25 protein-coding genes are annotated in these 23,842 nt (G+C 60.6%); 14 read left to right on the top strand and 11 right to left on the bottom strand.

All coding sequences use genetic code 11. The features are described from left to right. Nucleotides 1–71: 71 nt before the first annotated feature. Nucleotides 72–1,310: an MFS transporter gene (locus tag Q1B40_RS16325; RefSeq protein ID WP_299816686.1), complete on the bottom strand. Its 1,239-nt coding sequence runs from the start codon at nucleotides 1,308–1,310 to the stop codon at nucleotides 72–74. 162 nt (nucleotides 1,311–1,472) lie between these two features. Beyond that, nucleotides 1,473–2,342 (bottom strand): SDR family oxidoreductase, encoded by an 870-nt coding sequence (locus Q1B40_RS16320; protein ID WP_299816684.1) that lies wholly within the window; start codon nucleotides 2,340–2,342, stop codon nucleotides 1,473–1,475. A 152-nt stretch (nucleotides 2,343–2,494) separates the two neighbouring features. Here Q1B40_RS16320 and Q1B40_RS16315 point away from each other — a divergent pair, with 152 nt between their 5' ends. Then, entirely contained in the window at nucleotides 2,495–2,914 is a 420-nt protein-coding gene (locus Q1B40_RS16315; RefSeq protein ID WP_299816682.1) for a helix-turn-helix domain-containing protein, read from the top strand. A gap of 37 nt (nucleotides 2,915–2,951) precedes the next feature. Here the strand turns inward: Q1B40_RS16315 and Q1B40_RS16310 are convergent, their stop codons facing one another. The 3 genes from Q1B40_RS16310 to Q1B40_RS16300 form a co-directional block, all read right to left on the bottom strand. Beyond that, the gene (locus tag Q1B40_RS16310) at nucleotides 2,952–3,659 is read right to left on the bottom strand and encodes an ABC transporter substrate-binding protein (RefSeq protein WP_299816680.1); all 708 of its coding nucleotides are present in this window, start codon (nucleotides 3,657–3,659) and stop codon (nucleotides 2,952–2,954) included. Between the two features lie 203 nt (nucleotides 3,660–3,862). Continuing rightward, a complete protein-coding gene (msrB, locus tag Q1B40_RS16305; RefSeq protein WP_299816678.1) occupies nucleotides 3,863–4,333 on the bottom strand; it encodes a peptide-methionine (R)-S-oxide reductase MsrB in 471 nt (156 codons plus the stop codon). A gap of 163 nt (nucleotides 4,334–4,496) precedes the next feature. Further along, entirely contained in the window at nucleotides 4,497–5,486 is a 990-nt protein-coding gene (locus Q1B40_RS16300) for a diguanylate cyclase (protein ID WP_299816676.1), read from the bottom strand. A gap of 563 nt (nucleotides 5,487–6,049) precedes the next feature. Between Q1B40_RS16300 and Q1B40_RS16295 the strand changes: the two genes are divergently transcribed. From Q1B40_RS16295 to Q1B40_RS16260, 8 genes are all read left to right on the top strand, one after another. Beyond that, on the top strand, nucleotides 6,050–8,434 hold the full coding sequence (locus tag Q1B40_RS16295) for a putative monovalent cation/H+ antiporter subunit A (protein WP_299816674.1): 2,385 nt from the start codon (nucleotides 6,050–6,052) through the stop codon (nucleotides 8,432–8,434). After that, entirely contained in the window at nucleotides 8,434–8,853 is a 420-nt protein-coding gene (locus tag Q1B40_RS16290) for a Na(+)/H(+) antiporter subunit B (protein ID WP_299816671.1), read from the top strand. Before Q1B40_RS16295 ends, Q1B40_RS16290 begins: the two co-directional genes overlap by 1 nt. Continuing rightward, a complete protein-coding gene (locus tag Q1B40_RS16285) occupies nucleotides 8,853–9,230 on the top strand; it encodes a Na+/H+ antiporter subunit C (RefSeq protein ID WP_299816669.1) in 378 nt (125 codons plus the stop codon). Before Q1B40_RS16290 ends, Q1B40_RS16285 begins: the two co-directional genes overlap by 1 nt. A 5-nt stretch (nucleotides 9,231–9,235) precedes the next feature. Further along, nucleotides 9,236–10,834, top strand: a complete 1,599-nt coding sequence (locus tag Q1B40_RS16280; RefSeq protein WP_299816667.1) for a Na+/H+ antiporter subunit D — start codon at nucleotides 9,236–9,238, stop codon at nucleotides 10,832–10,834. Continuing rightward, nucleotides 10,831–11,307: a Na+/H+ antiporter subunit E gene (locus tag Q1B40_RS16275; RefSeq protein WP_299816665.1), complete on the top strand. Its 477-nt coding sequence runs from the start codon at nucleotides 10,831–10,833 to the stop codon at nucleotides 11,305–11,307. Before Q1B40_RS16280 ends, Q1B40_RS16275 begins: the two co-directional genes overlap by 4 nt. After that, complete coding sequence (locus tag Q1B40_RS16270; protein ID WP_299816663.1) at nucleotides 11,304–11,660, top strand: cation:proton antiporter; 357 nt, start codon at nucleotides 11,304–11,306, stop codon at nucleotides 11,658–11,660. The genes Q1B40_RS16275 and Q1B40_RS16270 overlap by 4 nt, the downstream gene beginning before the upstream one ends. After that, complete coding sequence (gene mnhG / locus Q1B40_RS16265) at nucleotides 11,657–12,007, top strand: monovalent cation/H(+) antiporter subunit G (RefSeq protein WP_299816661.1); 351 nt, start codon at nucleotides 11,657–11,659, stop codon at nucleotides 12,005–12,007. The genes Q1B40_RS16270 and mnhG overlap by 4 nt, the downstream gene beginning before the upstream one ends. A gap of 316 nt (nucleotides 12,008–12,323) precedes the next feature. Continuing rightward, nucleotides 12,324–12,740 carry a MucR family transcriptional regulator gene (locus Q1B40_RS16260; protein WP_299816659.1) on the top strand — a complete coding sequence of 139 codons (417 nt, stop codon included), beginning with the start codon at nucleotides 12,324–12,326 and terminating at the stop codon, nucleotides 12,738–12,740. 115 nt (nucleotides 12,741–12,855) lie between these two features. Here Q1B40_RS16260 and Q1B40_RS16255 read toward each other — a convergent pair whose 3' ends face one another. Further along, nucleotides 12,856–13,287, bottom strand: coding sequence for a SufE family protein (locus tag Q1B40_RS16255; protein ID WP_299816656.1), 432 nt, complete (start codon nucleotides 13,285–13,287; stop codon nucleotides 12,856–12,858). On the opposite strand from Q1B40_RS16255, the gene Q1B40_RS16250 reads away from it, so the two are divergent. Then, nucleotides 13,274–13,516: a hypothetical protein gene (locus Q1B40_RS16250; protein ID WP_299816654.1), complete on the top strand. Its 243-nt coding sequence runs from the start codon at nucleotides 13,274–13,276 to the stop codon at nucleotides 13,514–13,516. The genes Q1B40_RS16255 and Q1B40_RS16250 overlap by 14 nt on opposite strands. 98 nt (nucleotides 13,517–13,614) lie before the next feature. Here the strand turns inward: Q1B40_RS16250 and Q1B40_RS16245 are convergent, their stop codons facing one another. Then, the gene (locus tag Q1B40_RS16245) at nucleotides 13,615–14,100 is read right to left on the bottom strand and encodes a DUF5330 domain-containing protein (RefSeq protein WP_299816652.1); all 486 of its coding nucleotides are present in this window, start codon (nucleotides 14,098–14,100) and stop codon (nucleotides 13,615–13,617) included. Nucleotides 14,101–14,486: 386 nt separating this feature from the next. Here Q1B40_RS16245 and Q1B40_RS16240 point away from each other — a divergent pair, with 386 nt between their 5' ends. The 3 genes from Q1B40_RS16240 (at nucleotide 14,487) to Q1B40_RS16230 (ending at nucleotide 17,371) form a co-directional block, all read left to right on the top strand. Continuing rightward, nucleotides 14,487–16,145 carry a hypothetical protein gene (locus Q1B40_RS16240; protein WP_299816650.1) on the top strand — a complete coding sequence of 553 codons (1,659 nt, stop codon included), beginning with the start codon at nucleotides 14,487–14,489 and terminating at the stop codon, nucleotides 16,143–16,145. An 8-nt stretch (nucleotides 16,146–16,153) separates the two neighbouring features. Continuing rightward, nucleotides 16,154–16,903 carry a peptidoglycan-binding domain-containing protein gene (locus tag Q1B40_RS16235; protein ID WP_299816648.1) on the top strand — a complete coding sequence of 250 codons (750 nt, stop codon included), beginning with the start codon at nucleotides 16,154–16,156 and terminating at the stop codon, nucleotides 16,901–16,903. Nucleotides 16,904–16,993: 90 nt separating this feature from the next. Further along, on the top strand, nucleotides 16,994–17,371 hold the full coding sequence (locus Q1B40_RS16230; protein WP_299816646.1) for a DUF1491 family protein: 378 nt from the start codon (nucleotides 16,994–16,996) through the stop codon (nucleotides 17,369–17,371). Between the two features lie 179 nt (nucleotides 17,372–17,550). On the opposite strand, the gene Q1B40_RS16225 is transcribed toward Q1B40_RS16230, so the two are convergent. After that, entirely contained in the window at nucleotides 17,551–18,693 is a 1,143-nt protein-coding gene (locus Q1B40_RS16225) for a DUF2336 domain-containing protein (protein ID WP_299816644.1), read from the bottom strand. A gap of 459 nt (nucleotides 18,694–19,152) precedes the next feature. On the opposite strand from Q1B40_RS16225, the gene Q1B40_RS16220 reads away from it, so the two are divergent. After that, nucleotides 19,153–20,010: a hypothetical protein gene (locus tag Q1B40_RS16220; RefSeq protein WP_299816642.1), complete on the top strand. Its 858-nt coding sequence runs from the start codon at nucleotides 19,153–19,155 to the stop codon at nucleotides 20,008–20,010. A gap of 147 nt (nucleotides 20,011–20,157) precedes the next feature. On the opposite strand, the gene Q1B40_RS16215 is transcribed toward Q1B40_RS16220, so the two are convergent. Genes Q1B40_RS16215 through Q1B40_RS16205 form a run of 3 tightly spaced genes read right to left on the bottom strand, consistent with a single transcriptional unit; the run spans nucleotide 20,158 to nucleotide 23,596 of the window. Then, nucleotides 20,158–20,718: a hypothetical protein gene (locus Q1B40_RS16215; protein WP_299816640.1), complete on the bottom strand. Its 561-nt coding sequence runs from the start codon at nucleotides 20,716–20,718 to the stop codon at nucleotides 20,158–20,160. Further along, a complete protein-coding gene (locus tag Q1B40_RS16210) occupies nucleotides 20,715–21,401 on the bottom strand; it encodes a DUF1214 domain-containing protein (protein WP_299816638.1) in 687 nt (228 codons plus the stop codon). Before Q1B40_RS16210 ends, Q1B40_RS16215 begins: the two co-directional genes overlap by 4 nt. Beyond that, the gene (locus Q1B40_RS16205) at nucleotides 21,398–23,596 is read right to left on the bottom strand and encodes a transglycosylase domain-containing protein (protein ID WP_299816636.1); all 2,199 of its coding nucleotides are present in this window, start codon (nucleotides 23,594–23,596) and stop codon (nucleotides 21,398–21,400) included. Before Q1B40_RS16205 ends, Q1B40_RS16210 begins: the two co-directional genes overlap by 4 nt. Nucleotides 23,597–23,842 lie beyond the last annotated feature (246 nt).

Raw genomic sequence — 23,842 nt, 5'->3', positions numbered from 1 at the left:
TTAGGCAGTGAAGGCAAGAGGGAGGAGGGCAACAAGATGGGTCGCCACGCACCAAGACCAGTCGACTGCGCCTATCTCCCCTCCGCCACAAAAGTCCGTGGCCGGCCGCTGAAGAGGATGAAGATCATGATCGCTATGGTGACGAAGTTCCAGGCGATGCCGTTAATGAAGGCCACCTCGTAGGAGGCGGTCAGGTCGTAGATCCATCCTGACAGCCAGCCGCCGAGCGCCATGCCCAGGATGGTGGCCATGATCACCAGGCCGACACGCTGTCCGGCTTCGCGAGCGGGCAGGTATTCGCGCACGATCACGGCATAGCTGGGAACTATGCCGCCCTGGGCGAGGCCGAACACAAGCGAAACCAGATAGAGCGAGGTCAGGCCGGTAAAGGGGATGAAAAGGAACAGGGCGGCACATTGCAGGACCGCCCCGGCCAGCAGGGTTTTGACGCCGCCGATCTTGTCGGCGAGGTAGCCGGAGGTCAGGCGGCTGATGATGCCGGCGCCGGTCATGAGGGCGATCATGTCCGCGCCGGGCGCCACGCCGTAACCGAGATCGACGCAATAGGCGACGATGTGAACCTGAGGCATCGACATGGCGACGCAGCAGCCCAGACCGGCGATCACCAGGAGGATCTGCAGGGCGGTGGGAGATAGTCCGCTCGAGTGTTGTCCGAAGGCTCGGGGGCCGGTTCCTGCCGACATTGCGTTTTCCGGCGGCGGGCGGCGCAGGATCAGCGATAGCGGCAGCATGGCCACGAGACAGATGACCGCGATCATGAGATAGGTCTCGCGCCAGTCCGCAGTGGCAAGGCTCCACTGAATGAGCGAGGGCCACAGAACCCCGGCGAGATAGTTGCCGCAGGCGACGCAGCCGACGGCAAAACCGCGGCGCTTCACGAACCAGTGGGAAACATCGGCGATCAGCGGACCGAATGTCGCGGCGGTGCCAAGTCCGATCAGCACACCCTGCGCCAGCGAGAACAGCCAGATATCGGGCGCGATTGCCGCAAGTGAAAATCCGGCGCCGAGGCAGAAGGCGGAGGCAATGACCGGCGGCACGATACCGAAGCGGTCGGCGAAACGGCCGAGAATATAGTTTCCGGCCGCAAACCCGAGCATGGTCGCGGTGTAGGGAAGGGAGGCGTCCGCCCGGTCGACACCGAAGTCCGCCTGCACGGCCGGAAGCACGATGACCACGGCCCACATGCCCGCGCCGCCGAGGGTGCTGAGCAGGATGGATATCGCCAGCCGGAACCAGGCGTAGGGTCCGTCCTGGATATAGGGGTCTGTGGCAGCGGTTACGGACATTGTCAGCGCTCGGTATCTTGCGTGACCTTTGGCCTATCAGCTTCTCGAAACCGGCACCAATGAATATCCTTGAAGCCATTGAGCAATTTTCTGAATGAAAGCCCGGAATCGCTGACCGGCTCCGGGCCTTCGTATGTGCTCGTTGGCCGGTTCCCGGACCCGTTATGTGGCGGCATCATCGGCGTTCTTGAGGCTCTCGGCGACGAATTCGCCAAGCGTCCGGGTCGGGTGGCCGATGAGGTTCCGGAGGTCGGTGGAGGCACTGTAGAGTGCGCCCTGCGCCGCGCCCCGGTCGGAGTCGGCCAGAACCGCGGCAAATCCTTCCGGAAGACCGGCCTGAACCAGCACACCGGTGTAGGCCTCTTCGGAGAGATTGTTGAAGGGAATTTCCCGTCCGAGGTGGCTGGAAAGTTCCGCAGCCAGATCTCCCAGGGTGAAAGCGGGGTGACCGGCCAGCTCAAGTGCCCGGGTGGACAGGTCGCTGCCGGAAATGATGCGTGCGGCGGCTTCCGCATAGTCTTCGCGTCCGGCTGCGGCGAACCTGCCGTCACCGCTGGCTCCCATCACCGCACCATGGGCGAGGGCCGTGGCAATGGCCCCGGCGAAGTTTTCAATATACCAGCCGTTGCGCAGAACGGCATGGGGTATGCCGCTTTCACTCAGATGCTTTTCCGTTTCTACATGTTCCTTCGCCAGGATAAGGCTGGAGCCGGGGACGTTCAAAAGGCTAGTATAGGCGATAAAGCCGACCCCGGCAGATCCGGCAGCGTCAATGACGGCAACATGCTGGGGCGTGCGCTTGCCGACCTCCGACCCGGAAATGAGCAACAGCCTGTCGACCCCTTCAAGGGCGGCGGGAAGGGTTGCCGGATCGTCATAGTCCGCCTTCACAACGGAGATCTGCCCGGTGGCCAGATCCTGCGCCTTTTCCGGCGAGCGCACCAATGCGCGAATGGGTTCATCGGTGAGGGCGGCGAGATGTTTGAGGACGAGGCGGCCCAGTTGTCCGTTGGCACCCGTTACTGCAATCATTGGTCTGCTCCTTGAAGATGGATCGGTGGCTTTTCGCCGGATGTCCCCCATATAGACCCATAACTTTCGTTATGTTAGTACATACAAAAAGGTTAGTTTTGAGATGTGATCCTGCCGGATCACTCAAACGGAATGCAAAGGAAAGGGATGCGATGACCGACAGGATGCGGATCGGACGCGACGGGGACTGGGAAGACGGAACGCCCCTGTCCTCCCTCCTGCGCAGGGGAGAACTGTTCAACACGAATTGTCCCTCCCGGGAAATCCTCAAGCATCTGACGAGCCGGTGGGGCGTGCTGGTGCTGATGGCGTTGCTGGAAGAAGACCACCGGTTTTCAGATCTTCGCCGGAAGGTCGGTGGTGTCAGCGAGAAGATGCTTTCCCAGACCCTGCAGACACTTGAAGCCGACGGCTTCGTCAACCGGTTCTCTCACCCGGTCGTGCCGCCGCGTGTCGACTACAGCCTGACGCCGATCGGGCGCGAGGCGGCACTGAAGGTGCGTGACTTCGCCGACTGGATCGAAATCAATATCGGCCGGATCCTGACCGGCAAATCACCGGTCGAGGCGTGACCTTTTCCCGGTTGCTCGGGTCAAAGCGCCGGGCCGTTCAGCCGGCGTAGCGGTCCACGATCTGCCAATAGCGGGGATCGCGCCAGACTTTCGACACTGCTTTGGTAAGACGCGCACGGATGTGCGGTTCGATTGACTTGTTTGCGGCAAGCCACTGAACGCCATGGGTAACAGGTGCACCAACGACGAGGCGCTTGGGGTCGTACCCGAGCTGCCTGAACATGTAGCTGGCCCTCAACGACATGGTGTACCAGGCATCGATCCGGCCGGTCTGAAGCATGGTGGTCATTTGCTCGGCGGACGGGATTTCGGCAAAATTGGTTATGCCCGACCGTTTGAGGATCCGGCTCCGCAGGCTGCCGAGATGGACGCCGACGAGCTTGCCGGCCTCGATCGCCTTGTCGAAGCTGTCGAGCGGCTGATCGAGGGTGACAAGGGAGCTTTCGGTATAAAGCAGGGGCGCGATGTACTCGAACTTTTCCCGTCTCTCCTGTGACTGGCCCAGGGTGAAAATCAGGGCGCCAGGGGTGGTTTGCGCCAACAGTTGCGCGCGTTTCCAGGGGGCAAAGCGAATGTCGATCTCAAGCCCGGCCGCCTCGGCGACGAGCTCCATCAGTTCGACGGAGATACCCTTGCGCTCTTCATCGATCGAAAGCGGTGGAAGATAACCGGTATAGGCGATGATGCGGTCGGCCGCCTGCCCGGGCAGCGCCAGCCACAGCAGCAAACCGAGAGCGTACGCCATGGCCAAAAAGCCTGCCGTTACCTTTCCCTGCAAGACAGACAAGAACCCGCTCCCACAATTATTGCAAATGCTATTGTGATTTATAGCAGGTAACAGTAACTGAAGTCTAAACGGACTTCGGATAGGGCATTGATCCCGCAAAGGATTTTGCGTCCGAATTCCGTTGGGTTATGCGGGCCGGGGCGTGCCTGCGGTCCTGGGCGTCAGCTGCGGCCGGTATCTCCGCCGTCCGAACCGGCCGGGGGGCGCCCGCCATGGACGAAGTTCATCGCATGGCCATTCATGCAGTACCGCCGACCGGTCGGCGGCGGGCCGTCGGGAAAAACGTGACCGAGATGGGCGTCGCAGGACTTGCAGCGAATTTCCGTGCGCACCATGCCATGGGAATTGTCGTCCAGTTCCCGGATCGCGTCCGGGCCGACCGCCTGGAAGAAACTCGGCCAGCCGCAGCCGGCATCGAATTTGGTGTCCGACATGAACAGCGGCGCCCCGCAGCAGACGCAATCATAACGGCCGATCAGCTTGTTGTCCCAGTAGGGACCTGTAAACGGGCGTTCGGTACCCGACTGCCGCGTTACGTAAAACTGCTCCGGTGTCAGCTGCTTCATCCATTCGGCAGTGGTCTTCCTGACTTTCGGGGCATCGTCGTCCTGCCGGACGGTGTCATCGCTCATGGGGATTTTCCTGTTTTCTCTTCGGCCAAGAAATAGGGAGAAGAGGCATCGGAGGCAAGGTGTGCGGCAAGGCAGGCCGCTTCACCGCTGCAATGGTAACGACGTGAGAGTGGGGAAAGCAAGGAATGCGGCCGGCAATCCTGATGGATGCACCAGCGTCGGATCAGCGCGCCAGAACGTTCATGACCGTCTTGACCCGGTTGCCACCCTCCTGGCGTGCCTGGAATACGCAGTTTTCCGCGGCCGATAGGATGAACTCGGGGCTTTCGTTGACCCCGGTCTGTTCAACCACAGCACAGGCCGCGCCGACGGAGGCCGTTACGACGCCGTCGCCGCGACCATTGTCCAGGTTGGGAATTCCGAGATCGCGGATCGCAAGGTGAATATAGGCGCTGATGGTCTCCGCACCCAGTTCATGGGTTCTGGGCAGCAGAATGGAAAATTCCGAGGTGGCCGTGCGGGCGGTTATGTCCGCGGGTCGCCGGGCGATATCCTTCAGGGTTTCCGCAACCTTGGTGAGGCAGTCTTCCGCCGCCGCCGGGCCGTTGTGCTCGGCCAGAGCGTCGAACCGGTCGAGCGAGATCCTTATCAGGCTTGTGTGGGTTTTTTCGCGCAGGGCAATTGCCCATTCCCGCTTCAGGGTGTCTTCGAAAGCACGGCGGTTGAAAAGCCCGGTCACTGGATCGGTCTGGGTCGCCGCCTCGAGCTGCGCTTCCAGTTCCTTGCGTTTTGCGATGCTGCGCAGATAGACGGCGAAGGCATAGGGTGAACCGGTGTGGTCTTCCAGAAGGTGTGTGGAGATTTCCGCCCAGATCACCGGTCCGAATGCGGATCTGAACTGAAGGTCGGCGCGGGGCAGGGGGCGGGCCGGGTCGCCATTGCCGGAAAGGATCTGCTGAAGCAGCTCCGCGTTTGCATTCGATCCGGTCACATGAACGAGACTGTCCAACTGGCCGACGAGCTTTTCCGCGCTCCAGCCGAACATGCGTTCCGCTGCCGGTGAGATGAAAAAGGGCTTTCCGCGCAGCTCCAGAAGTATAACGGCTTCATTGCTGAGTTTTACCAGCGCCTCAAAGTCGATGCCGGCCGGGCTGAACGGTTCCCGGTCTGAGGGTCGATCAGAGGGAATGTGCTTGCTGGAGTCCAAAGCCATCTTTGCCTCACTCAGAATGCCGGTGGCAGTCCCGACCAAAACTGAACGGTATTTACGTCGAGAAATCAAGATGTTTAGACATGACCCTGCCGCAGGAACGCGACCTCGGGACGCCGTGGATCGCCCGAAAAGGCCGGAAATTCGCCGGTGCCTGCAATCCTTCGTTGTAGCCACCTGCTGCAGCCGCTCATTACCATAAGAGCGGAGGAAAAGGCTTTCCTCGGCAAACGCACCGATGCCGGATTGTGACATTTCCGGATTTCGGGCCGCAGGAGCTTGAAGAGACAGGTTCATTTGCCTAGGTACGGGCACATGAAGTTGTCCTTTCAGGTCATTCGAAAAATGGCTGTCTTCGGGGTGGGGAAATCATGGGGTCCGGAAAGGTTTCCTGCCATCGCGTCAATGGAGACACTCATTTTTCCAACGACCTGAAAGCATAATTTTAACAGTCCGTATCCTAAGACATGTCATAAAATTTCAAGGCCGCTATTATCCGGCGCAAAGATGTTGATTCGCAGTAATCGGCATCGGCGGTTTCTAGCAAAACGTGACGAAAGATCAGTATGACGCCAGCAGTGATCGACGACACCACTCTTCTCGCCGTTCTGGCGCCCTTTGCGGCAGCAGTCGTCGCGCCTGCACTGACACGCTGGTTGAAGCATAACGCCGCCTGGCCGCTGGCGCTGGTGCCTGCGCTGATCTTCCTGCATTTCACCGGGTTCATCGGGCCGGTTTCCCAAGGCGAGACCTTTGTCGCGGCGAAAGCCTGGGCGCCCAGCTACGGCGTCAACTTTTCCGTCTATGTGGATGGATTGTCGACACTGTTCGCACTGCTGATCTCCGGCATCGGCACGCTGATCATCCTCTATGCGGGCGGCTACCTGAAGGGCCATGTGCAGCAGGGACGTTTCTTTTCGTTTCTATTCCTGTTCATGGGATCGATGCTCGGGCTGGTGCTGGGCAACAATCTGATCTCGCTGTTCATCTTCTGGGAACTCACGTCCATCACATCCTTCCTGCTGATCGGTTTCGACAACCTGCGCGCAGCGTCCCGGCGCGCCGCGTTGCAGGCGCTGCTGGTGACGGGGGGAGGCGGCCTGGCCCTTCTGGCGGCCTTCATCCTGATCATCTCTGCGACGGGCGAGATCGAAATGTCCGTCCTTCTGGGATCGCCGGACATCATCAAGGACACGGGACTTTACCTGCCGATCTTCATTCTGGTGCTTGGCGGGGCGTTTACAAAGTCGGCCCAGTTCCCCTTTCATTTCTGGCTGCCGAACGCCATGGAAGCCCCGACGCCGGTCTCTGCCTATCTGCATTCCGCCACAATGGTGAAAGCGGGCGTCTATCTGCTGATGCGCATGCACCCGCTGCTGGGTGACACGGTGCTCTGGACGACCGTTCTGCCGCTTTTCGGAGGGGTGACGCTGCTTGTGGGGACGGTGCTTGCGGTGCGCCAGACCGACCTGAAGCTGATGCTGGCCTATACGACCGTGGCCTCGCTCGGCCTGCTGGTCATGCTGACCGGCACCAGTCATGAGAAGGCCCTGGAAGGAGCGGTGCTTTATCTACTGGCGCATTCGCTCTTCAAGGGCGGGCTCTTCATGATTGCCGGCACCATCGACCATGAAGCCGGAACGCGGGATGTTACAAAACTGGGCGGGCTGCGTTCGGCGATGCCGATCACCTTTGCCGCCGCCTGCCTTGCGGCGCTGTCCATGTCCGGGCTGCCGCCTTTCATCGGTTTCATCGCCAAGGAAGTCCTTTATTACGGCACCTGGGGCTGGCCGGGAGCGGGGCTGGTGGTCACGATGACTGCGGTCGTCGGAAATGCGCTGATGCTGGTGATCGCCGCCGCGGTTGCGCTCAAGCCGTTCCTCGGGCCGAAGGTCGAAACGCCGAAACACGCTCATGAAGGCCCTGTTCTGCTCATCGCGGGACCCGTGGTGCTTTCCCTGACGGGTCTTGTCCTCGCGCTGATGGCCCACACGACAGGCCAGCTGTTTATCGGACCGACGCTGTCGTCCCTGACCGGCGAGTTCACGCAAGTGGATCTTCACCTGTTGCCCACATCGATCAACGCGCCGCTGATCCTGTCCTTGATCACCATCGGCCTTGGCATCGCGCTGTACACGCAGCTCGACAGGCTGCGCGGGCTGATCGCCTCGGTTCTGGCGGCCATCGGATGGGGCCCGGACAAGGGGTTCGATCAGTTCGTCTGCGGTGTCGTCGGCTTCTCCGGCCGTGTCACCCGGCTGGTCCAGACCGGCAACATGCAGACCTACATGATCGTGATCTTCGTCTTCACGGCGATTGCCGTTCTGCTGCCGGGCTATCTGACCGGCAGTTTTCCGACAATGCCGGAGATGCCGGAGTACCGTTTTTACGAATGGGGCATTCTCTTCATCGCGGTTCTGGGACTGATTGCGGTTCTTGTCGCCAAGACCCGTCTGACCGCCATCGTCTCGCTCGGCATCCAGGGGTTTGCCGTGGCGTTGATCTTCATGATGTTCGGGGCGCCGGACCTTTCCTTCACCCAGTTCATGGTCGAAACGCTTTCGGTGGTCATCCTGGCCCTCGTCATGACGCGGCTCAACCTGATGCCGAGTGACCATCGCTCCGTGCCTGCTGCGCTTCTGACGGGGATTGTCGCCTGTGCCGTCGGGCTCGGGCTGACGCTGACCCTGCTTGCCATCACACAGCAGCCGTTCGACACCCGCCTGTCGGACTTCTTCGCCCAGTTCAGCCGCTCGATCGCTCATGGCCGCAACATCGTCAACGTGATCATCGTCGACTTCCGCGGCTTTGATACGCTGGGTGAAATCGCGGTGGTGGTGCTGGCGGGCTTGTGCGTGCTGGCATTGATCAGGGTGCGGACCAAACCGGACAAGACCGTTGAGGGCTCCACGACGGATGCCGTTCAAGCCCAAGCGTCGGAGGCTCGCTGATGCGTACGATCATCTTCCGCACCATCGCGCCCTTTCTGACGGCGCTGATGGTTCTGTTCTCGGTCTTCGTGCTGCTGCGCGGCCATAACGAGCCGGGCGGCGGCTTTATCGGCGGCCTGATCGCGGCTTCCGCGCTTGCGATTTTCGGTATTGCCTGCGGGGTCGCTTCCGTGCGCCGCGCGCTTTACTTCCATCCCATGAGCGTGTCCGCCTTCGGACTGTTTCTGGGAGCGCTTGCCGGAATGCTGTCCTTTTTCAAGGCGCAGGCCTTCATGACCAGCCAGTGGCTGATTTTCGACCTCTTCGGCGTGGAAATCGCTCTGTCGACTCCGTTGGTTTTCGATATCGGCGTCTATCTCGTCGTAGTTGGAGCAATTGGTTCCATCGCCCTTGCACTTGAAGAAAGGGAGATCGACTGATGGAGACCGGTGTCGTCATCCTGATCGGCCTGTTTTTTACCGTGGCCGTTTACCTGATGCTCTCCCAGCAGCTTGTGCGCATGCTGCTCGGCATCGCCATTTTGGGCAATGCCGTGAACATGCTCATCTTCACGAATGGACGGCTGATCCGGGAAGTGCCGCCCCTCATCCCGGAGAATCTCTATTCTCCGGATGTCGTCACCGCGAACCCGTTGCCGCAGGCACTGGTGCTGACGGCGATTGTGATCTCGTTCTCGTTTTTTGCCTTCCTCCTGGTACTTGCCTTCCGGGCCTATCAGGAACTGGGAACGGACGGTGTCAATGAAATGCGTCTTGCCGAACCTGAAGACGACCAAACTCCGCCGCAGGGATACTAAACTTCATGGCCGGTTCTTCCGTTTCCGTTGATCTTTCCCAAGCTATGGCAACCGCTCCGGTCGCCGCAGGTGACTGGCTCGTGGTCGCACCGTCGCTGATCACCATATTGGGCGGGTCCCTGTGCCTGATGCTGCGCAAGAACACCGATCTGCAGCCCAAGGTGGGCATCGGGTTTCTTGGCCTTCTGGTGCTGGCCAACCTGGCGCTGCTGATCCGCGTGCTGGATCATGGCGTCATCACCATGGTGATGGGCAGCTGGCTGCCGCCCTTCGGGATCGCCTTCACCGTCGATACGCTAGGGGCAATGCTCTCGCTCATCGGCTCCGTCGTGGCGTTCTGCGCAGGTGTGTTCGGTGCGGCGACCATAGACAATACGGGCCGTCGCTACGGGTTCTATCCGTTCCTGCTGCTTCTGATGACGGGCGTGTGCGGCGCCTTCCTGACCGGCGACATCTTCAACCTCTATGTCTGGTTCGAAGTGCTCCTGATCTCGTCCTACGGGTTGCTGGTTCTGGGCAATGACCGCATCCAGCTGGACGGGGCTGTCAAATACGGCGTGCTCAATCTGGTGGGGACCAACCTTTTCCTGATCGGAACCGGTATGCTTTACGGCATTTTCGGTACGCTCAACATGGCCGACCTTGCCCAGAAAGTCGCCGCGCTGGAAGATCCGGCCTCCGGAACTCTGGCGACGGTCGCGGCTCTGTATTTTCTCGCCTTCGCCATGAAAGCGGCGGCCTTTCCGGTCAACTTCTGGCTCCCGGCGTCCTATCACACGCCGAATGTTGTGGTCTCGGCGGTTTTCGCCGGGCTTTTGACCAAGGTTGGGGTCTACGCGCTGATCCGGGTCTTCGTCCTGATCCTGCCGGCCTCGCGCGGTTATCTCTCGGATGTGATCTCCCTGGTGGCGATCGGGACCTTGCTAACCGGTGCGCTTGGCGCGCTTGCGCAAAGCGAGGTCCGGCGCCTTCTGGGATATCTGGTGATTGCCGGGATCGGGTCGATGCTGGCCGGGCTCGCGGTCGGTTCGACGCTGGCGATCTCCGGCGCTATCTTTTACGCGGTGCACTCGATCATCGTGATGACGGCGCTTTACATGGCGGCCGGCGTCATGGAGATGATGGGAGGCTCCTACGACCTTCGCAAACTCGGCGGGCTCTACCAGAAGAGCGCGGCTTTCGCCGCGGTGTTCCTGGCCCTGGCGTTTGCCGTGTCCGGTCTGCCGCCCTTCTCGGGGTTCTGGCCGAAGGTCATGCTGGTGGATGCCGCCTTTTCCGATGGCCGGGTGTGGCTTGGAACGGCTATCCTTGTCAGCGGCTTCCTGACGACGCTCGCCATGGGCCGGATCTGGATTTTCGCCTTCTGGCGGGGCGGTCCGGAAGGAACGCCCGACGGGCAGACCGCTCCGGTCACCGCCGGTACGGCGGTCTCGGAAGCGCAGCTTTCAGGCGGCGCGGTCTGGCTGCCACTGGGCATACTCACCGCGCTTGTCATCTATTTCGGGCTGCAGCCTGAATGGATGCTGGAACTTTCAACACAGGGCGCGAGCGGTCTCGTCGAACCGCTCGGCTACCTGAGATCGGTCTTTGGAGTCCAGGGATGACAAGTCTTTTCCTCGTCAACATTCTTCTGGCACTCGCCTGGGGTGCGGTTACGGGCAACTTTTCGGAGGTCAATCTTGCCTTCGGATTCGTGCTCGGCCTGGGAGCACTCTATCTCATCCGTGAACAGGTCGGCACGACGATCTATTTCCAGCGTTTCGCCAAGGGGATCGGGCTGGCGGCCCTGTTCGTCTACGAACTGGTCCTGTCCGCATGGCGCGTTGCGGTCATCGTGCTTCAGCCCCGGATCGAACTTCAGCCGGGGATCATCGCCTTTCCCCTGACCGTGGACAGGGATTTCGAGATCACCATGCTTGCCAATCTGATCACGCTGACACCGGGCACGCTCTCTGTCGATGTTTCCGAGGACCGCAAGATCCTTTATGTGCACTGCATCGATGTGCCGGACCCGCAGGCGACCATCGACGACATCAAGAACGGTTTCGAGCGCAAAATCCTGGAGGTGTTCAGATGACTTCTCTAGATGCCTTTGCATCGGTGTTTCTGGATGCCGCCGTCCGGATTTCGCTGGCGATCCTGACGGTTTCCTTCGTCATCATCGTGTTCCGCACCCTGAAGGGGCCGAGCCTACCGGACCGTGTTGTCGCTTTGGACATGCTGGTTGCCGTCGGCATCGGTTTTATCGCGGCCATCGGAATTCTGACCGGTTATTACCTTTATATCGATATCGCCATCACTCTCGGCCTCGTCGGGTTTCTGGCAACCGTCGCCTTCGCGCGCTTTGTCCTCAACCGGGGAGTGGCCGGCGACAAGACGATCGTGGCGGAAGTCGAGGAAAGCATCAAACGCAGAGAGGCGGGACAATGACTGCTGTCATAGAGATCATTTCCGGCACCATGCTGATCATCGGTGCGTTGTTTGCGCTTGTGGCGTCAATCGGTCTGATCCGGTTGAAGGATGTCTACATGCGTATGCATGCCGCGTCGAAGGCGGGTACGCTCGGGTCCGGTGTGATGTTGCTGGCCATGGCTGTTCATGCGAGCGATCTTGCCGTTGTGACACGTGCAATAGCCGGTGTTGTCTTCTTCTTGCTGACCGCCCCAATTTCGGCCCATTTATTGGCGAAAGCTGCTTATGCAGCCGGATACCGTCCCTGTGCCGATACAAAAGAAGACGCCCTGGCTGCGTCAATCCGGCCCGAGGGACAGGACTGATCACAGATTATGCATCGCTGTGGATAAAGACTGCGCACGCCGCAATACTTTCACTTCATTGTTGGTTATATGCATACCAATCAGTCAATATTTATAGAATTTGATTTTTATTGACACTATCTGCCTTTTATTTGATTTCTGGGGTTGCCGTATCAGGAAACCAGCGATATAAGGCTGTGACGATCTCCTGCAAAGTAGAATCAGGGTTGATTTCTAAAGTTCGCAAGTAACAGAATATCTATAAACGCTTGCGGCACCGAGTTTTTGCAGGTTAGCACCGAAATTTGAATTGAATTCAGTAAAGAACGGGTGAAATATGACTGATAGTCCGGTGGATGCAAATTTGATTGACCTAACGGCCGACATTGTCTCAGCTTATGTGAGCAACAATACCGTTGCGTCGACAGATCTGCCAAGCCTGATCAGCGACGTTTACGGCGCTCTGCAGAAGACCGCGACGGCCTCCAATGAGCCGGAGCCGGAGCCGTTGAAGCCTGCTGTACCGATCAAGAAATCCGTTATGCCGGACTTCATCATCTGCCTGGAAGACGGCAAGAAGTTCAAGTCGCTCAAGCGTCACCTTCGGACCCACTACAACATGACCCCGGAAGAATACCGGGAAAAGTGGGACCTCGGTACGGATTATCCGATGGTTGCTCCGAATTACGCAGCTGCCCGGTCCGAACTGGCCAAGAAAATGGGCCTCGGCCAGCAGCGCAAGCGCTCCAAGTAAAATCTGGCAAGTCCAGCAGAACTGAAAAAGAGCCGCCCACTGGGCGGCTCTTTTTTATTTACAGGCGCAATTCTTTTCAGATCTGCCGGCGCGATACAGGGCAAATATTTCGGCCCTATGCTGCGGCCATGGCCGCCTCTGCGTCCGCGCGGATCCGGCCGACCATGGATCGGAGGCCGTTGGAACGCTGCGGTGTCAGGTGGTCCTGCAGGCCGAGCTGGGCGAACACGGCATCGACATCCGTATCGAGGATCTCCCTGGCCGTCTTGCCGTTGAAGAGGGCGGTGACCACGGCGACCAGCCCCTGAACGATCAGGGCGTCGCTGTCGCCTCTGAACGTGAGCACAGGGACGCCGTCCGTGCCGGTGTTGACGGTCGTGATCAGCCAGACCTGCGAAACGCAGCCGCGGACCTTGTTGGTGTCCGTGCGCTCCTCGGCGGATAATTCAGGAAGTTCCCGGCCGATATCGATCAGGTATTTGTAACGATCTTCCCAATCGTCCAGAAATTCGAAGGTCTCGAGAATTTCGCTTATGTCTGTCGTCATCGCGCCCGTCTTTGAAGGTGTTGATGTTCTTCATATAGAGCGCTTTGCGATCGAAATGAACCATCTGATCGAAAAGCACTTCGCCAATGAGCCTGTGACCGGGGTGGCAAAGTGCAAATTCGCAGACAATGAGTGCGGCAACAGTGCTGAATCTTGGAAAAAAATATACGCCGCAGATGAAGTGGGCAGCTTCTCATCTGCGGCGCAGCGGACAGAGCCGCTGAAGTGAAGCTGTCTTGGCGGTGCTGCCAGGCAGCACCGCGCCAGCGTGGCGCAATCAGCCGTTTCGGGGTCAGGGGGGCAGATTGCCCTAAACGGCCTGCGTACTCAGGTCTCTCGGCCCGAGTGGGGTTTGGGCCGGGGAACCGGTCCAAAGTCTGTCTCCGCGGAGGAGGCCGTGTCCGATGCCTGCTGCAACAAGGCAGCGGCGGCAGGAACTGCGATCACCGGTCCCGATTTCGCCGCGGTGGTCGACCCTGTTACCAGCGCATCGTTTTCGGGGCGGTCCTCAACCCGAGCGTCGATATACTCATAGACAATGCGGACGCCGTCGCGGGCCCGGCTGCCGATGACGGTCAGGGCATTTCCGCCGGTCTCGCAGGCCTGCGGGTTGCGAGAGCAGAAGCCGCTGATATCCGAGACGGTTGCCTGAGCCACGAGAAACGCGGACACGGGGTCCACGGTTTCAGTGGGGGTGGTGTTTTCCTGATCCGACCCGAAGGGAATCAGAACCAGCACCAAGGTTAGCCAGAAGGCTGTCCTCAAGAGAAAAAACATGTCGCTACCCATAGTCTTGTCGATCTTGCGTGCCATTTTTTCTGCCAGCACGCGTGTTATGGAGACACCATAGCAAGGACATGAGAATGGCCGGTTGAATCGGAGCCGCGAATTTTCATAAAACAAATCAGGTATTTGAATCGTTTTTTCGGAAAAATTGATTCAAATTTTAGCCAATGGCCGGCAAGCGCCTGAACATAGTGACTTTTCGGGATTTTTTCCCCGTTTCGAATTCATCCTTTATCGTTCCTTAAGTGCTCCGCGACAGAATAGCTTTACAGGAGCTGCGAGCGGGAATTCCTGCGTCTGTCGTGTGGTAGTGTAGAGTGCGTAATCTTTTGATTTTTCTGCAGAAATTTCTGAGCCATTGGGCTTCTCGGGTCGACGGGATGATTCATCCTCACGCCGCCGGGGACAGCTTGTTGGCACCGTTGCACCGGTCTTTCCTGATCAGCTCCATGTTGAGTGGCGCCGCCGCGCTGTTTGTTCTGCCCCTGCATCTGGCGCTTGCCGGGCCGCCGCATGTTGCCGAAATTCTTGTGTTGGCGTGGATGCTGAGCCAGTGGCCTCTGGCGCTCTATCTCTCGCAATCCGGCAAGCTGAACCGTGTGATCGCCGTTTCCTCGTCCCTGTTTGCCTGTACTGTCGCTGCCATCTGCATCCTGACCGGAGGAGAGGCCTCGTTTGCTGCGATCTGGCTGCTGATCCCCCTGTTGGAAGCGGCCTTTTCAACCAGCCGGAAAACGCCAATCCTGGTCGCCGCGCTATGCGGTGTCCTGCTCGCCGCCATCACCTTCCTGCCGCTTCCGCAGCTTCAGTTCGAGCCTTTGCCGCTGGTGGCACATTTCATCGCCGTTCTGGCTGCGCTGATCTACGCCGGACTTCTGGCGTATCGCCTGTCGGGCGACCGCAAGCGGGCCCGCGATGCGGTGGTCGCATCGGAAAACCGGCGCCAGCTGATGAGCCAGAGTGCTTCCGAGGTTTTCTGCGAACTTGATCCGGGCGGCCGGATCCGGGTTCTGGGAGGTCCGGTCAAGCAGATTTTCGGCTGTCTGCCGGCCGCCGGGGGAGAGGACTGGCTGTTTCAACGGCTTCATGTGGCTGAACGGCCGCTTTATCTGACCAAACTGTCCGATGTCCGGCACAGTGGTGCGCCGGCGGTCTTCGACGCCCGCGTGCGGGTCGGCGCCAGCACGCCCGGCGAGACCGGCCAGGCGGAATACCGCCAGCTGCAATTGCATATCAAGCTTCAAGGGCATGAGGGCAGTCATGCGCCGTCTCCTGACAGGAAACTGCTGCTCCTGATCCGGCCAGCGGATGACCGCCTCGCATCGGACGAGGCTGAAGCTACGGCTTCGCCACAGGAAAGCCGGACGGCCGGCATTTCCAGAACCCTGCTTGAGACCGCGGGTATGGATGCCCGCCGGGCCTTTGCGGATATCATCGCCCAGGCAGAAGTGTTGCAGGCAGATGGTGGAGCGGGGCCAGGAACAGTTGCACATGCCGCTGCCGGCCGGCTGAAGGCGGCCGGTGAGGCAGGGCTTGAAGAGCTCGACGCGGTTCTGGATTTCCGGCCGAACCTGCCCGCAGTTCCTGAACCGGACTACGCGGCAATCGACATCCCTGCCTGTCTGGCGCAATGCCGCAAACTGGTGACGCCGATTGCCGAGCGTCGCGGTGTGGAGATTGAAACCGACGAAGCAGGCGAATTGCCGCCTGCCGTCGTGGACGGGAAATGCCTTCGCCAGGCTCTGTGTTATGTCCTGTCGGATATGGTTGAGACATCCAAAAGCGGAGCGGTTGTCACAGTCACCGGACAGGCGGGCCAGGGCGATCTGGAAATCGTGCTGTCGGTCAAAAACCGGCATTCCAGTTTGAGCTGGAGTTCGGATGTCTCCCGCCCGGTCCTTGAATTTGCCAGGGAATTGCTGGAGGGGACCGGCGGCAACCTTGCGGTTCAAACCACGCTTGGCCATGGCGAGAGTGTCGTCCTGCGCGTGCCTGTCCGTTCCGTCCATGTCATGCGCACCGGGCAGATCCTGTCGGATCCGGCCGGTCTGCCGGTCGCGAAATCGGCATAGGCGGCGGCATGGCGAAACAGGTCAAAAAGAAAAAACAGGCAAAGTCTCCCGACTCATTCATGACGCGGGCAGGCCATGTGGCGCTCGACAACCCCGTGGCTGCGGGCGGTACGGTTGTCATGGGGCTGACGGCCTGCCTGATTGTCGCCAATGCGGTCGGGCTGCAGCCGGGCCGCCACCCGGCACCGTTCTTTGCGACCCGTGAACGCTCCGATGCCTTGCAGCTTCCAGAACCGGGTGACCGCCGAGGCGAATTGCAGATCCAGGAGATCTCGACGCTGGTGCTCGATCTGCAGATCTCCCTGAGAAAGATCGGGCTCTATGAAGGGCCGCTCGACGGGCTGAACGGCCCGGCAACGGAGCGCGCGATCCGCGCCTTCGAACGCCGTGCCGGACAGCTGGAGACGGGCGAAGCCAGCGAAGCGTTGCTGGCGCTCGTCCTGATGCACGGGGATGCTCCGATTGCAGGGCAGTTGCCTGTCCCGCGCGCCAAACCGGGGTTCTCCGGCACGCCCGTTCAGGAAGCCGGTTCCGAGACGGTGGCCGATATCGATGCGGACCCCCGCCTGATGAAGATACAAAGGGCGCTGTCGGAACTCGGTTACGGTCCGTTGAAAGCCGACGGACTTATGGGCGCCAACACCACGACGGCGATCAAGCGGTTCGAACTCGACCGCGGTCTGCCGCTCACCGGCGAACCCGGTGCGAAAGTGATCGAGCGACTGGAAATGATCAGCGGGCGCTCCCTTTCCGGCTGATTTCTGGTATGAGACACCTCGGTTGAAGTTTCAGCCGCCACGCAATTCCGTCACAGCTGCATCCTGGCGCGTCCAGTCGAGGACCTATCAATGCGGGTCACGTCCGATTTTTTCGTCAGTGCGCTTGTCCGCCGGATATTCAACGCCGGAGGCTTCGCTGCGATTTCCAGGCGGGGAGCGCCGGAGGCCGGAGCTGTCTTCGTCAGCGTCGACAGGCTCGACGGGACCTATGATTTTTATGGCCCCGCACCGCAATCCATGTTCAGCGACCTGCCTGACGGGCGCCTGTTTGAGCGCGTCCTTCTGCAGGCCGATCGGGACATGCTGGCCGACCGGCTTCAAAAGGAAGGCCGGATGGATCCGGATTACTGGCTTGTGGAGATCGAAGCGCGAGACGGTCAGGTGGATCTGCCGCTCGCCACGGATGAGCCCAAAGCCGATCCCGGCAAGGGCGTGTTCCGGTTCTAGAACCTGTTGCGTTCAAGCTGATTCATGCTTTCAGGAAGAGGTCCGAGATAGTTTTTGCCATGCAAATGCGGTTGGCCGATCACTGAATTCAATTTGACGCAACGTGTTCCAAAAAGACTTCATTCGCAGGTGTCAGAGCTCTCTGAGAAAATATGAGCTGCAGATCCGGTGTTGCCGGATCAGCTGCCCGATTTCCGGCGCGCGGGGCTGACTTCGGCGCTGCCTGGGACCGTCCGTGCCGGTTCCTTGCGGCGGCTGCCTTCCTGATACTGGGGCACATGCCGGGAGGGTGTCGTTTCCGTTGTCTGATCCTGCAGCATCCACTGGCCGGCCAGTACCCCGGCCGCGCCGACGCTCAGTGTGCGATGGAGGCGCAGCAGACCGCGCAGGTCCGCCAAGGGCATCTGTTCGCCGAACAACCGGATCAGCACGGTGGCGGTCGGCGCGGCGGGCATGCCAAGGGCTTTCAGAGCAATCGTCAGGCCGTCACTCTGGTCCCTCTGCAGCATCAGGTCACATACCGGCTGCGGCAGGCTCAGGCCCTGGCAGAGGAGATCGGCGAAGCGGGGGCGGTCGCCGGCCCGTGCTTCGGCCACCAGGGCATCGCAAAGATGAAGGCCGGCGCTGCCCTGACGGTGAACCGGAGCGGTGCCGGGTGTCCGGGCCTGTTTTACCAAGCTGGCCATCTCGGCGGCGGCAATGGCTTTCGCCTTCAGCGCAGCCGGTAGATGTAGGTACTGGCCCATGAGGCCATCGGGGTTGAGAGCGTCCTGGCCGGCCAGCTCCATGCCGAGAGCTGCGACGATATCGCCTCGGCGGCTGAGCTTGTCGTGATGAACAGGCGCAAGGCGGATGTCGTCCCGTTGCAGGAGAATGCGTATGGAGTCCGCGCCGGCATGTTCGCACAGGGCGCTGAGCACCGATTCGCGTAGCGAGGGGCGGTTTGCAATTGCCCGGCGGAGAGACTCCCGCCCTGACTTGACTGTGCGTAAGAGGAGATCCACAGAAAGCCTTTGACTGTAACGGAGCGCCGGATAGGCGGTCAGTTCGTCCTCGTCGGAGGCCAGGGCTTCAAGCAGATCGTCGGGGATTTCAGGATGAGCTGCGAGCATGGAAGCAATCCGGCGGCGGTCCTGCAGCGTGGTCGCCGGCAGGAGATTGCGCGCCAGCTCCAGAAATATCTTTTGTTCTTCAATGTCATGCCGGGACTTGCCGACGAACAGTTCTGTCGCCGCGAGCAGGACACAACGATCCTGCGGCGGTTTTTTCCGGCCGGGTGCGGACATCTCATCGGGTTGATTGGAGTGAAGCCTTTGACGCATGACACCTGTCTACAAAATACAGAAGACCGGACCACCGGCTGAAGTTGTTTCATTCAAATTGCCCTAAAAGCGTTAGCATCCTGTTAACCCTGAGGACTTCTTAATGAAGCTCGCAGGAAGTAATGCGTCGCCCGTTTGACCGTGTTCCGCCGGTAATACGCCGCCGGAACAACAGGAACCGAAGGAGGAGACGATGGGCAATTTGTTGGACTTTGCGTCCGCACAGCGGCCCACTGCACGTGTGGGTCGTCATTCCGATAGCCGGCAGTCGACCAGCCGGGAGGCCTTTGGAGAAGTTATCCTCTTCCCAGGTGTCCGGTATGAGCACCATGACCTTGATCTTGCCGCACGAATCGCGACCATCGGGAAGGCTGCTGGACCGGCCGGTTCCGACAAGGACTGACGGTCGTATCGCTCCAGCCGCGTTGCTGACTTTCGAGCGGTCTGGAGAAACGCCCTATGGGCAATTGCGAAGCGGTACATCCCGGTTCCGCGAAGGGCGGGAGACACAGGCTCGGGCGGGTGCTGACACTCGGCGCTGTGCTTGTCGTTACCGTTTCCACGGCCGCCTGCGTGCGGCCGACCGGCGATTTCGACCGGGCAAGACCGTCCGTCATCCATGACGATCTCATGCCGAAAGCCGGTGACGAGGCCGCGCGTCTGCGCGGAGATCCGGTGTCGAAATTCAATTATACCAATGACGAAAAGCTGCTGCGCAACCGCGGCTGGACGCTGATCCGCCCACCCTGGACCAAGGACTGGATCGGCGGAACCATCGTCGAACTGGCGCGCACGCGGGTCATGCCGGAGACCGAAGGCCGGGTGCCGCCCGATCTCTACCTGATCTATCTGCGCTCCGACAAATTCAGATCTTCAGATGCCCGCTACGACAAGATCGCTTCCGACGCCACCGGCGACGCGGAACTGGTCATGCCGTTCTGCACGGTGGCGCTCCGGGTTCAGAAGGCGGATGACGAGCGGCTGAGAGTTCTGCAAAACAAGACGGTGACCACCGAGGAAACCTATGACGGCGCCAAGGCGCGGGTCTGGGAGAACCGGGTGATGACCAAATGGGTCGGCCAGGCGCTGCGCTACCGGATCATCGCCTACAAGAAGGCGCTCGAGGGCCTGGAGATCGAGACCCCGACCCAGAACCGGGTGTGGAAGGTCAACAACGCCATCCGTGAACTTGAGGGTCAGGTGAAACTGGCCGAAGAGAGCTGCGAACGCGGTGGCCGCTACCTCAACACCGCACCGGCCAAGAGATCGCGGATCTTTACCGGCTGGGGTGTCGAGCGGGCGCCGGTGGTGAAGTAGGGCACCGGACCCTGCACGTTTTCACCAATTCCAGTTTGATGGCATCCTGATCCTGTCCTGCTTCAGGCAGGCGACGCTTGGGTTGCGATCTTTTCCGCAGCCCGGATTTCGCGTTGTTCAAAAAGCGCTGCGCGCAATGGAAGGGCTTCAGATTGTCCCGCAACGGGCAGCCCTCAGAGCCCGGTCGATCTCGTCCGCTTTCGAGCTGTGCGGAACATACGCCCTCAGAAGCGCAAAGCCGCTGATTGGTTCCGGGGTTTCTATGACAATAAGGTCCTCAAGATTTTCCGGCGGGTTCTCGCGCAGGATGGAGAGCTGCGGGGTGGTCAGAACCAGCATGGAGAGGCGTTCGGCGCCGGCTGTGCGGTTGTTGAGGCTGTAGACGGCCTCACCGGCCGCGTTGAACAGGCCGATGGACCAGAAGGACACGGGAATGCTGGCGTCGAAAAGGACGGGTCCGTCGGCGAGCTGGAACCGGCAGGCGGCATGTTTCATCGCCGGGTCGAGGTCGGGAAGGGCTTCCTGGCCGGGTTTGACGTCGGGCAGAAGATTGAACTGCCGGTCGATCCCGTAGGTGGCGATATTGTCATAGGCGCTGTGCTGCACGTTGCGCGGGATGCTGAGCACCACAAGAATATGGATGACGGCCGCGAGGCACAGCGTCGCCAGAATTCCGACCGTCAGGGTGAAGCGGGGGGAAAGCGTCACGGGCAGCCCGTCCTTTCGATCACCGGCATGCTGACGCCGTCCAGAGCCGCGCCCGTGGTGACAGGCGCATCGTAGAGCCGCAGAACGAAACGCAGACCGTCGCTGGCGTTGGCTCCGGCGGCCAGCGGCAGCCAGTTGCCGGAGTGGGGGGCCGCCGCCGCGGTGATCTCAAAGGTGCCGTCCCCGGCGCGCAGCAGGTTCTGGCTGACCACATGCACCTGGCCGGGCAGGGTTTCAACAAGATCGCCTCTGCCGTTGACGGCGGTCAGGGTCCACAGGCGTGCGGACGGGGTCTGCCCGGCGATCCGGTAAACGCAGGTCGGGTCGAGGAGATGTTCGTTGCTGTCCACGCGCGCGACCAGGGCCAGCCCTTCACCGCTTGCAAGCGGAATGACCGCACCGCGCGTATAGATGGCCACCGAATAGGGGTCCGCCTCGGTCGTGCCCGCCTTCGGATAGGCCTGCCATGGCCCGATCGTGACCGCATTGAGCGGCTGCTCGCGCTCAATGACCAGATAGGCGGAACTGATCCCCAGAAGTGAGGCCAGGACCAGAACCAGGGAGATTGCCGTCAGGGTGCGCACGGGATGGCTGCGATTGGGCCGAATGACCCTGGGCAGTTCGTTCTCGTACCAGTTGGTTTCGCCGCTGGTGACGCGCGGCCGCAGGGACGTCTCACTCATTGCGCTGCCGCGACGCTGGTCGGGGCGGATGCCGTTGAGGGAATTACGCTGGCGTTGGACTGTTCCAGCAGCAGGCGGAGATCCTTGCCGATGCGCAGCAGCAGGTCCTGCGTGCGCCGCTTCAGGACGCGCGGCTGCGGGGTTTCGGCGTCCTGCGCTGCCGGTTTGGCCGGGCTCGCACGTGCCAGCCTCGGCAGGTTTTCCGCATCGACGCCGGGCATGGCGGCCAGTTCGATGCCGCTATGGGCAAATTCCATGTATTTCTGCCAGGTCATGGCGGGCAGGCTGCCGCCGGTCACGCGCCGGGTCGAGGTGAAATCGTCATTGCCGTACCAGACGGCGGTGGTGAAATTGCCGGTATATCCGACGAACCAGGCATCCCTGTATGCATTGGTGGTGCCTGTCTTTCCGGCCGCCACCACACCATCGATGCGGGCACGCCGGCCGGTGCCGGCCTCCACCACATTGACCAGGATGTCATTGATCTGATGCACCTTGTCTTCCGGCAGAACCCTTGCGGGGGGCGGTTCGTCCTGATCCCGGCGGTAGAGCACTTCGCCGGCGCTGTTCGTGACTTCCATGATTGCGTAGGCGGAGGCCTTCAAGCCGCCATTTGCAAAAACCGAATAGGAGGAAGCCATGTCGATCACGGTCACTTCGGAGGAGCCGATGGGAAGTGAAATGCCGTTTTCCAGTTCGTGGGTGATGCCCATGGCATAGGCGGTCTCGATGATCTTTTCGCGGCCGAAATCCAGGGAAAGGCGAACCGGGATCGTGTTGATCGACTTGGTGAGCGCCGTTCTCAGGGTGACGGGGCCGCGGTAGCTTCTGCCGTAGTTGCGCGGTGTCCAGTTGCCGATATAGACCGGCCGGTCGGGGACGATGCTTTCCGGCCCGTAACCGTTCATGAACGCGGTGATATAGACGAATGGCTTGAAGGAGGAGCCCGGCTGGCGCAGGGCATTGACCGCGCGGTTGAATTGGCTTTCGCCGTAGGAGCTGCCGCCCACCATGGCGACAACGGCGCCATCGGGAAGCATCGACACCAGCGCCGCTTCGTTGGCGTCGCGCAGCTTGCCATTTTCCCTCAGGACGGTTTCGACCGCCAGGTCGGCGTTGCGCTGCAGTGCGGGGTCAAGCGTCGTGCGCACAGTGACGATGCGGTCGCGGGCGAGGGCGGGATTGCGGCGGGCGAGTTTTTTGACCTCCTCCAGCGCCCAGTCGAGGAAATATTCCGGCAGCTGGTCCTGCGAGCGATCCACCGCGACGGCAGGATTGCGGCGGGCGCCGATAACCTGGCCCTCGGTCAGGAAACCGGCCTGCACCATGTTGGTCAGCACCTCGTTGGCGCGGGCGCGGGCGGCGGGCAGGTTGATATGCGGGGCATATTTGGTCGGTGCCTTGTAGAGCCCGGCAAGCATGGCGCTTTCGGCAAGGGTCAGTTCGCGGACGTTCTTGTTGAAATAGAATTCAGCCGCAGCGGTCACCCCGAACACCCCGCCGCCCATATAGGCCCTGTCCAGATAGAGTTTCAGGATTTCCTGCTTGGACAGGTTCGCCTCCAGCCACAGGGCCAGATAGGCTTCCTTGATCTTGCGGATCAGGCTGCGCTCGTTGCTCAGGAAGAGGTTCTTGGCAAGCTGCTGGGTGAGGGTGGAGCCGCCCTGGACGACGCCGCCCGCGCGGGCATTTTCAACCATCGCCCGGAAAGTGCCGACAAAATCGATGCCGAAGTGGATGAAGAACCGGCGGTCTTCGGTGGCCAGCGTTGCCTTCACGAGAGAATCCGGAATTTCCTCCAGTGGCACACTGTCGTTGAGCACGATGCCCCGTCGCCCGATTTCCTTGCCGAATCTGTCCAGGAAAGTGACGGCGAAGTCGTCGGTGGTTTTCCAGTCGGCGTAGCGTGTGGCCTCGAAGGCCGGCTGGGCAAAGGCCAGAACGACGATGAAGCCCGCAAGACCGTAGGTGAGAGCGTCGGAGGAAAGCTCCGCCAGGGCCCGCCAGATGCCTTTTGCCCGGAAACGGCGCAAGAAGGCGTCATAGCCTTCGAAAGTCCGCCGTATGGCGGCGCCGCTCTTCCACAGAGCGGTATCGACAAACGCGTCAAGGCCGAGAAAGAACCGGCGAATACGGTGGCGCTTGCGCGGCGGCTCATTGCCGTCCATGTCGTTTGAATGCTGTTCGTCGGCCACGCGAACGGGTTCTCCGGATCAAAATGGATCACCTCAAATTACCGGTTTTTTGTCCGCGTGGAAACCGGTCTCGTATGGCTGTCCTTAGTGTTGTGCGTTTACGCGCCTCCATGAATACCGGTTTCCGCCGGTATTGCTTGCGCAAACGCGGCTTGCGGCCGGGCTGCGCTTGCCGGAGGTGGACAGGCATGCTAGGCGCACCGGGAGATCCCGGATGACCTGAATGCTGCGTATTGTCTGAAACGC

Origin of the sequence: uncultured Roseibium sp. (assembly GCF_947496995.1) — a bacterium.
GTDB lineage: Bacteria > Pseudomonadota > Alphaproteobacteria > Rhizobiales > Stappiaceae > Roseibium.
Note: the sequence above shows the minus strand (reverse complement) of the source record. Positions and strands in the feature narration are given on the sequence as shown.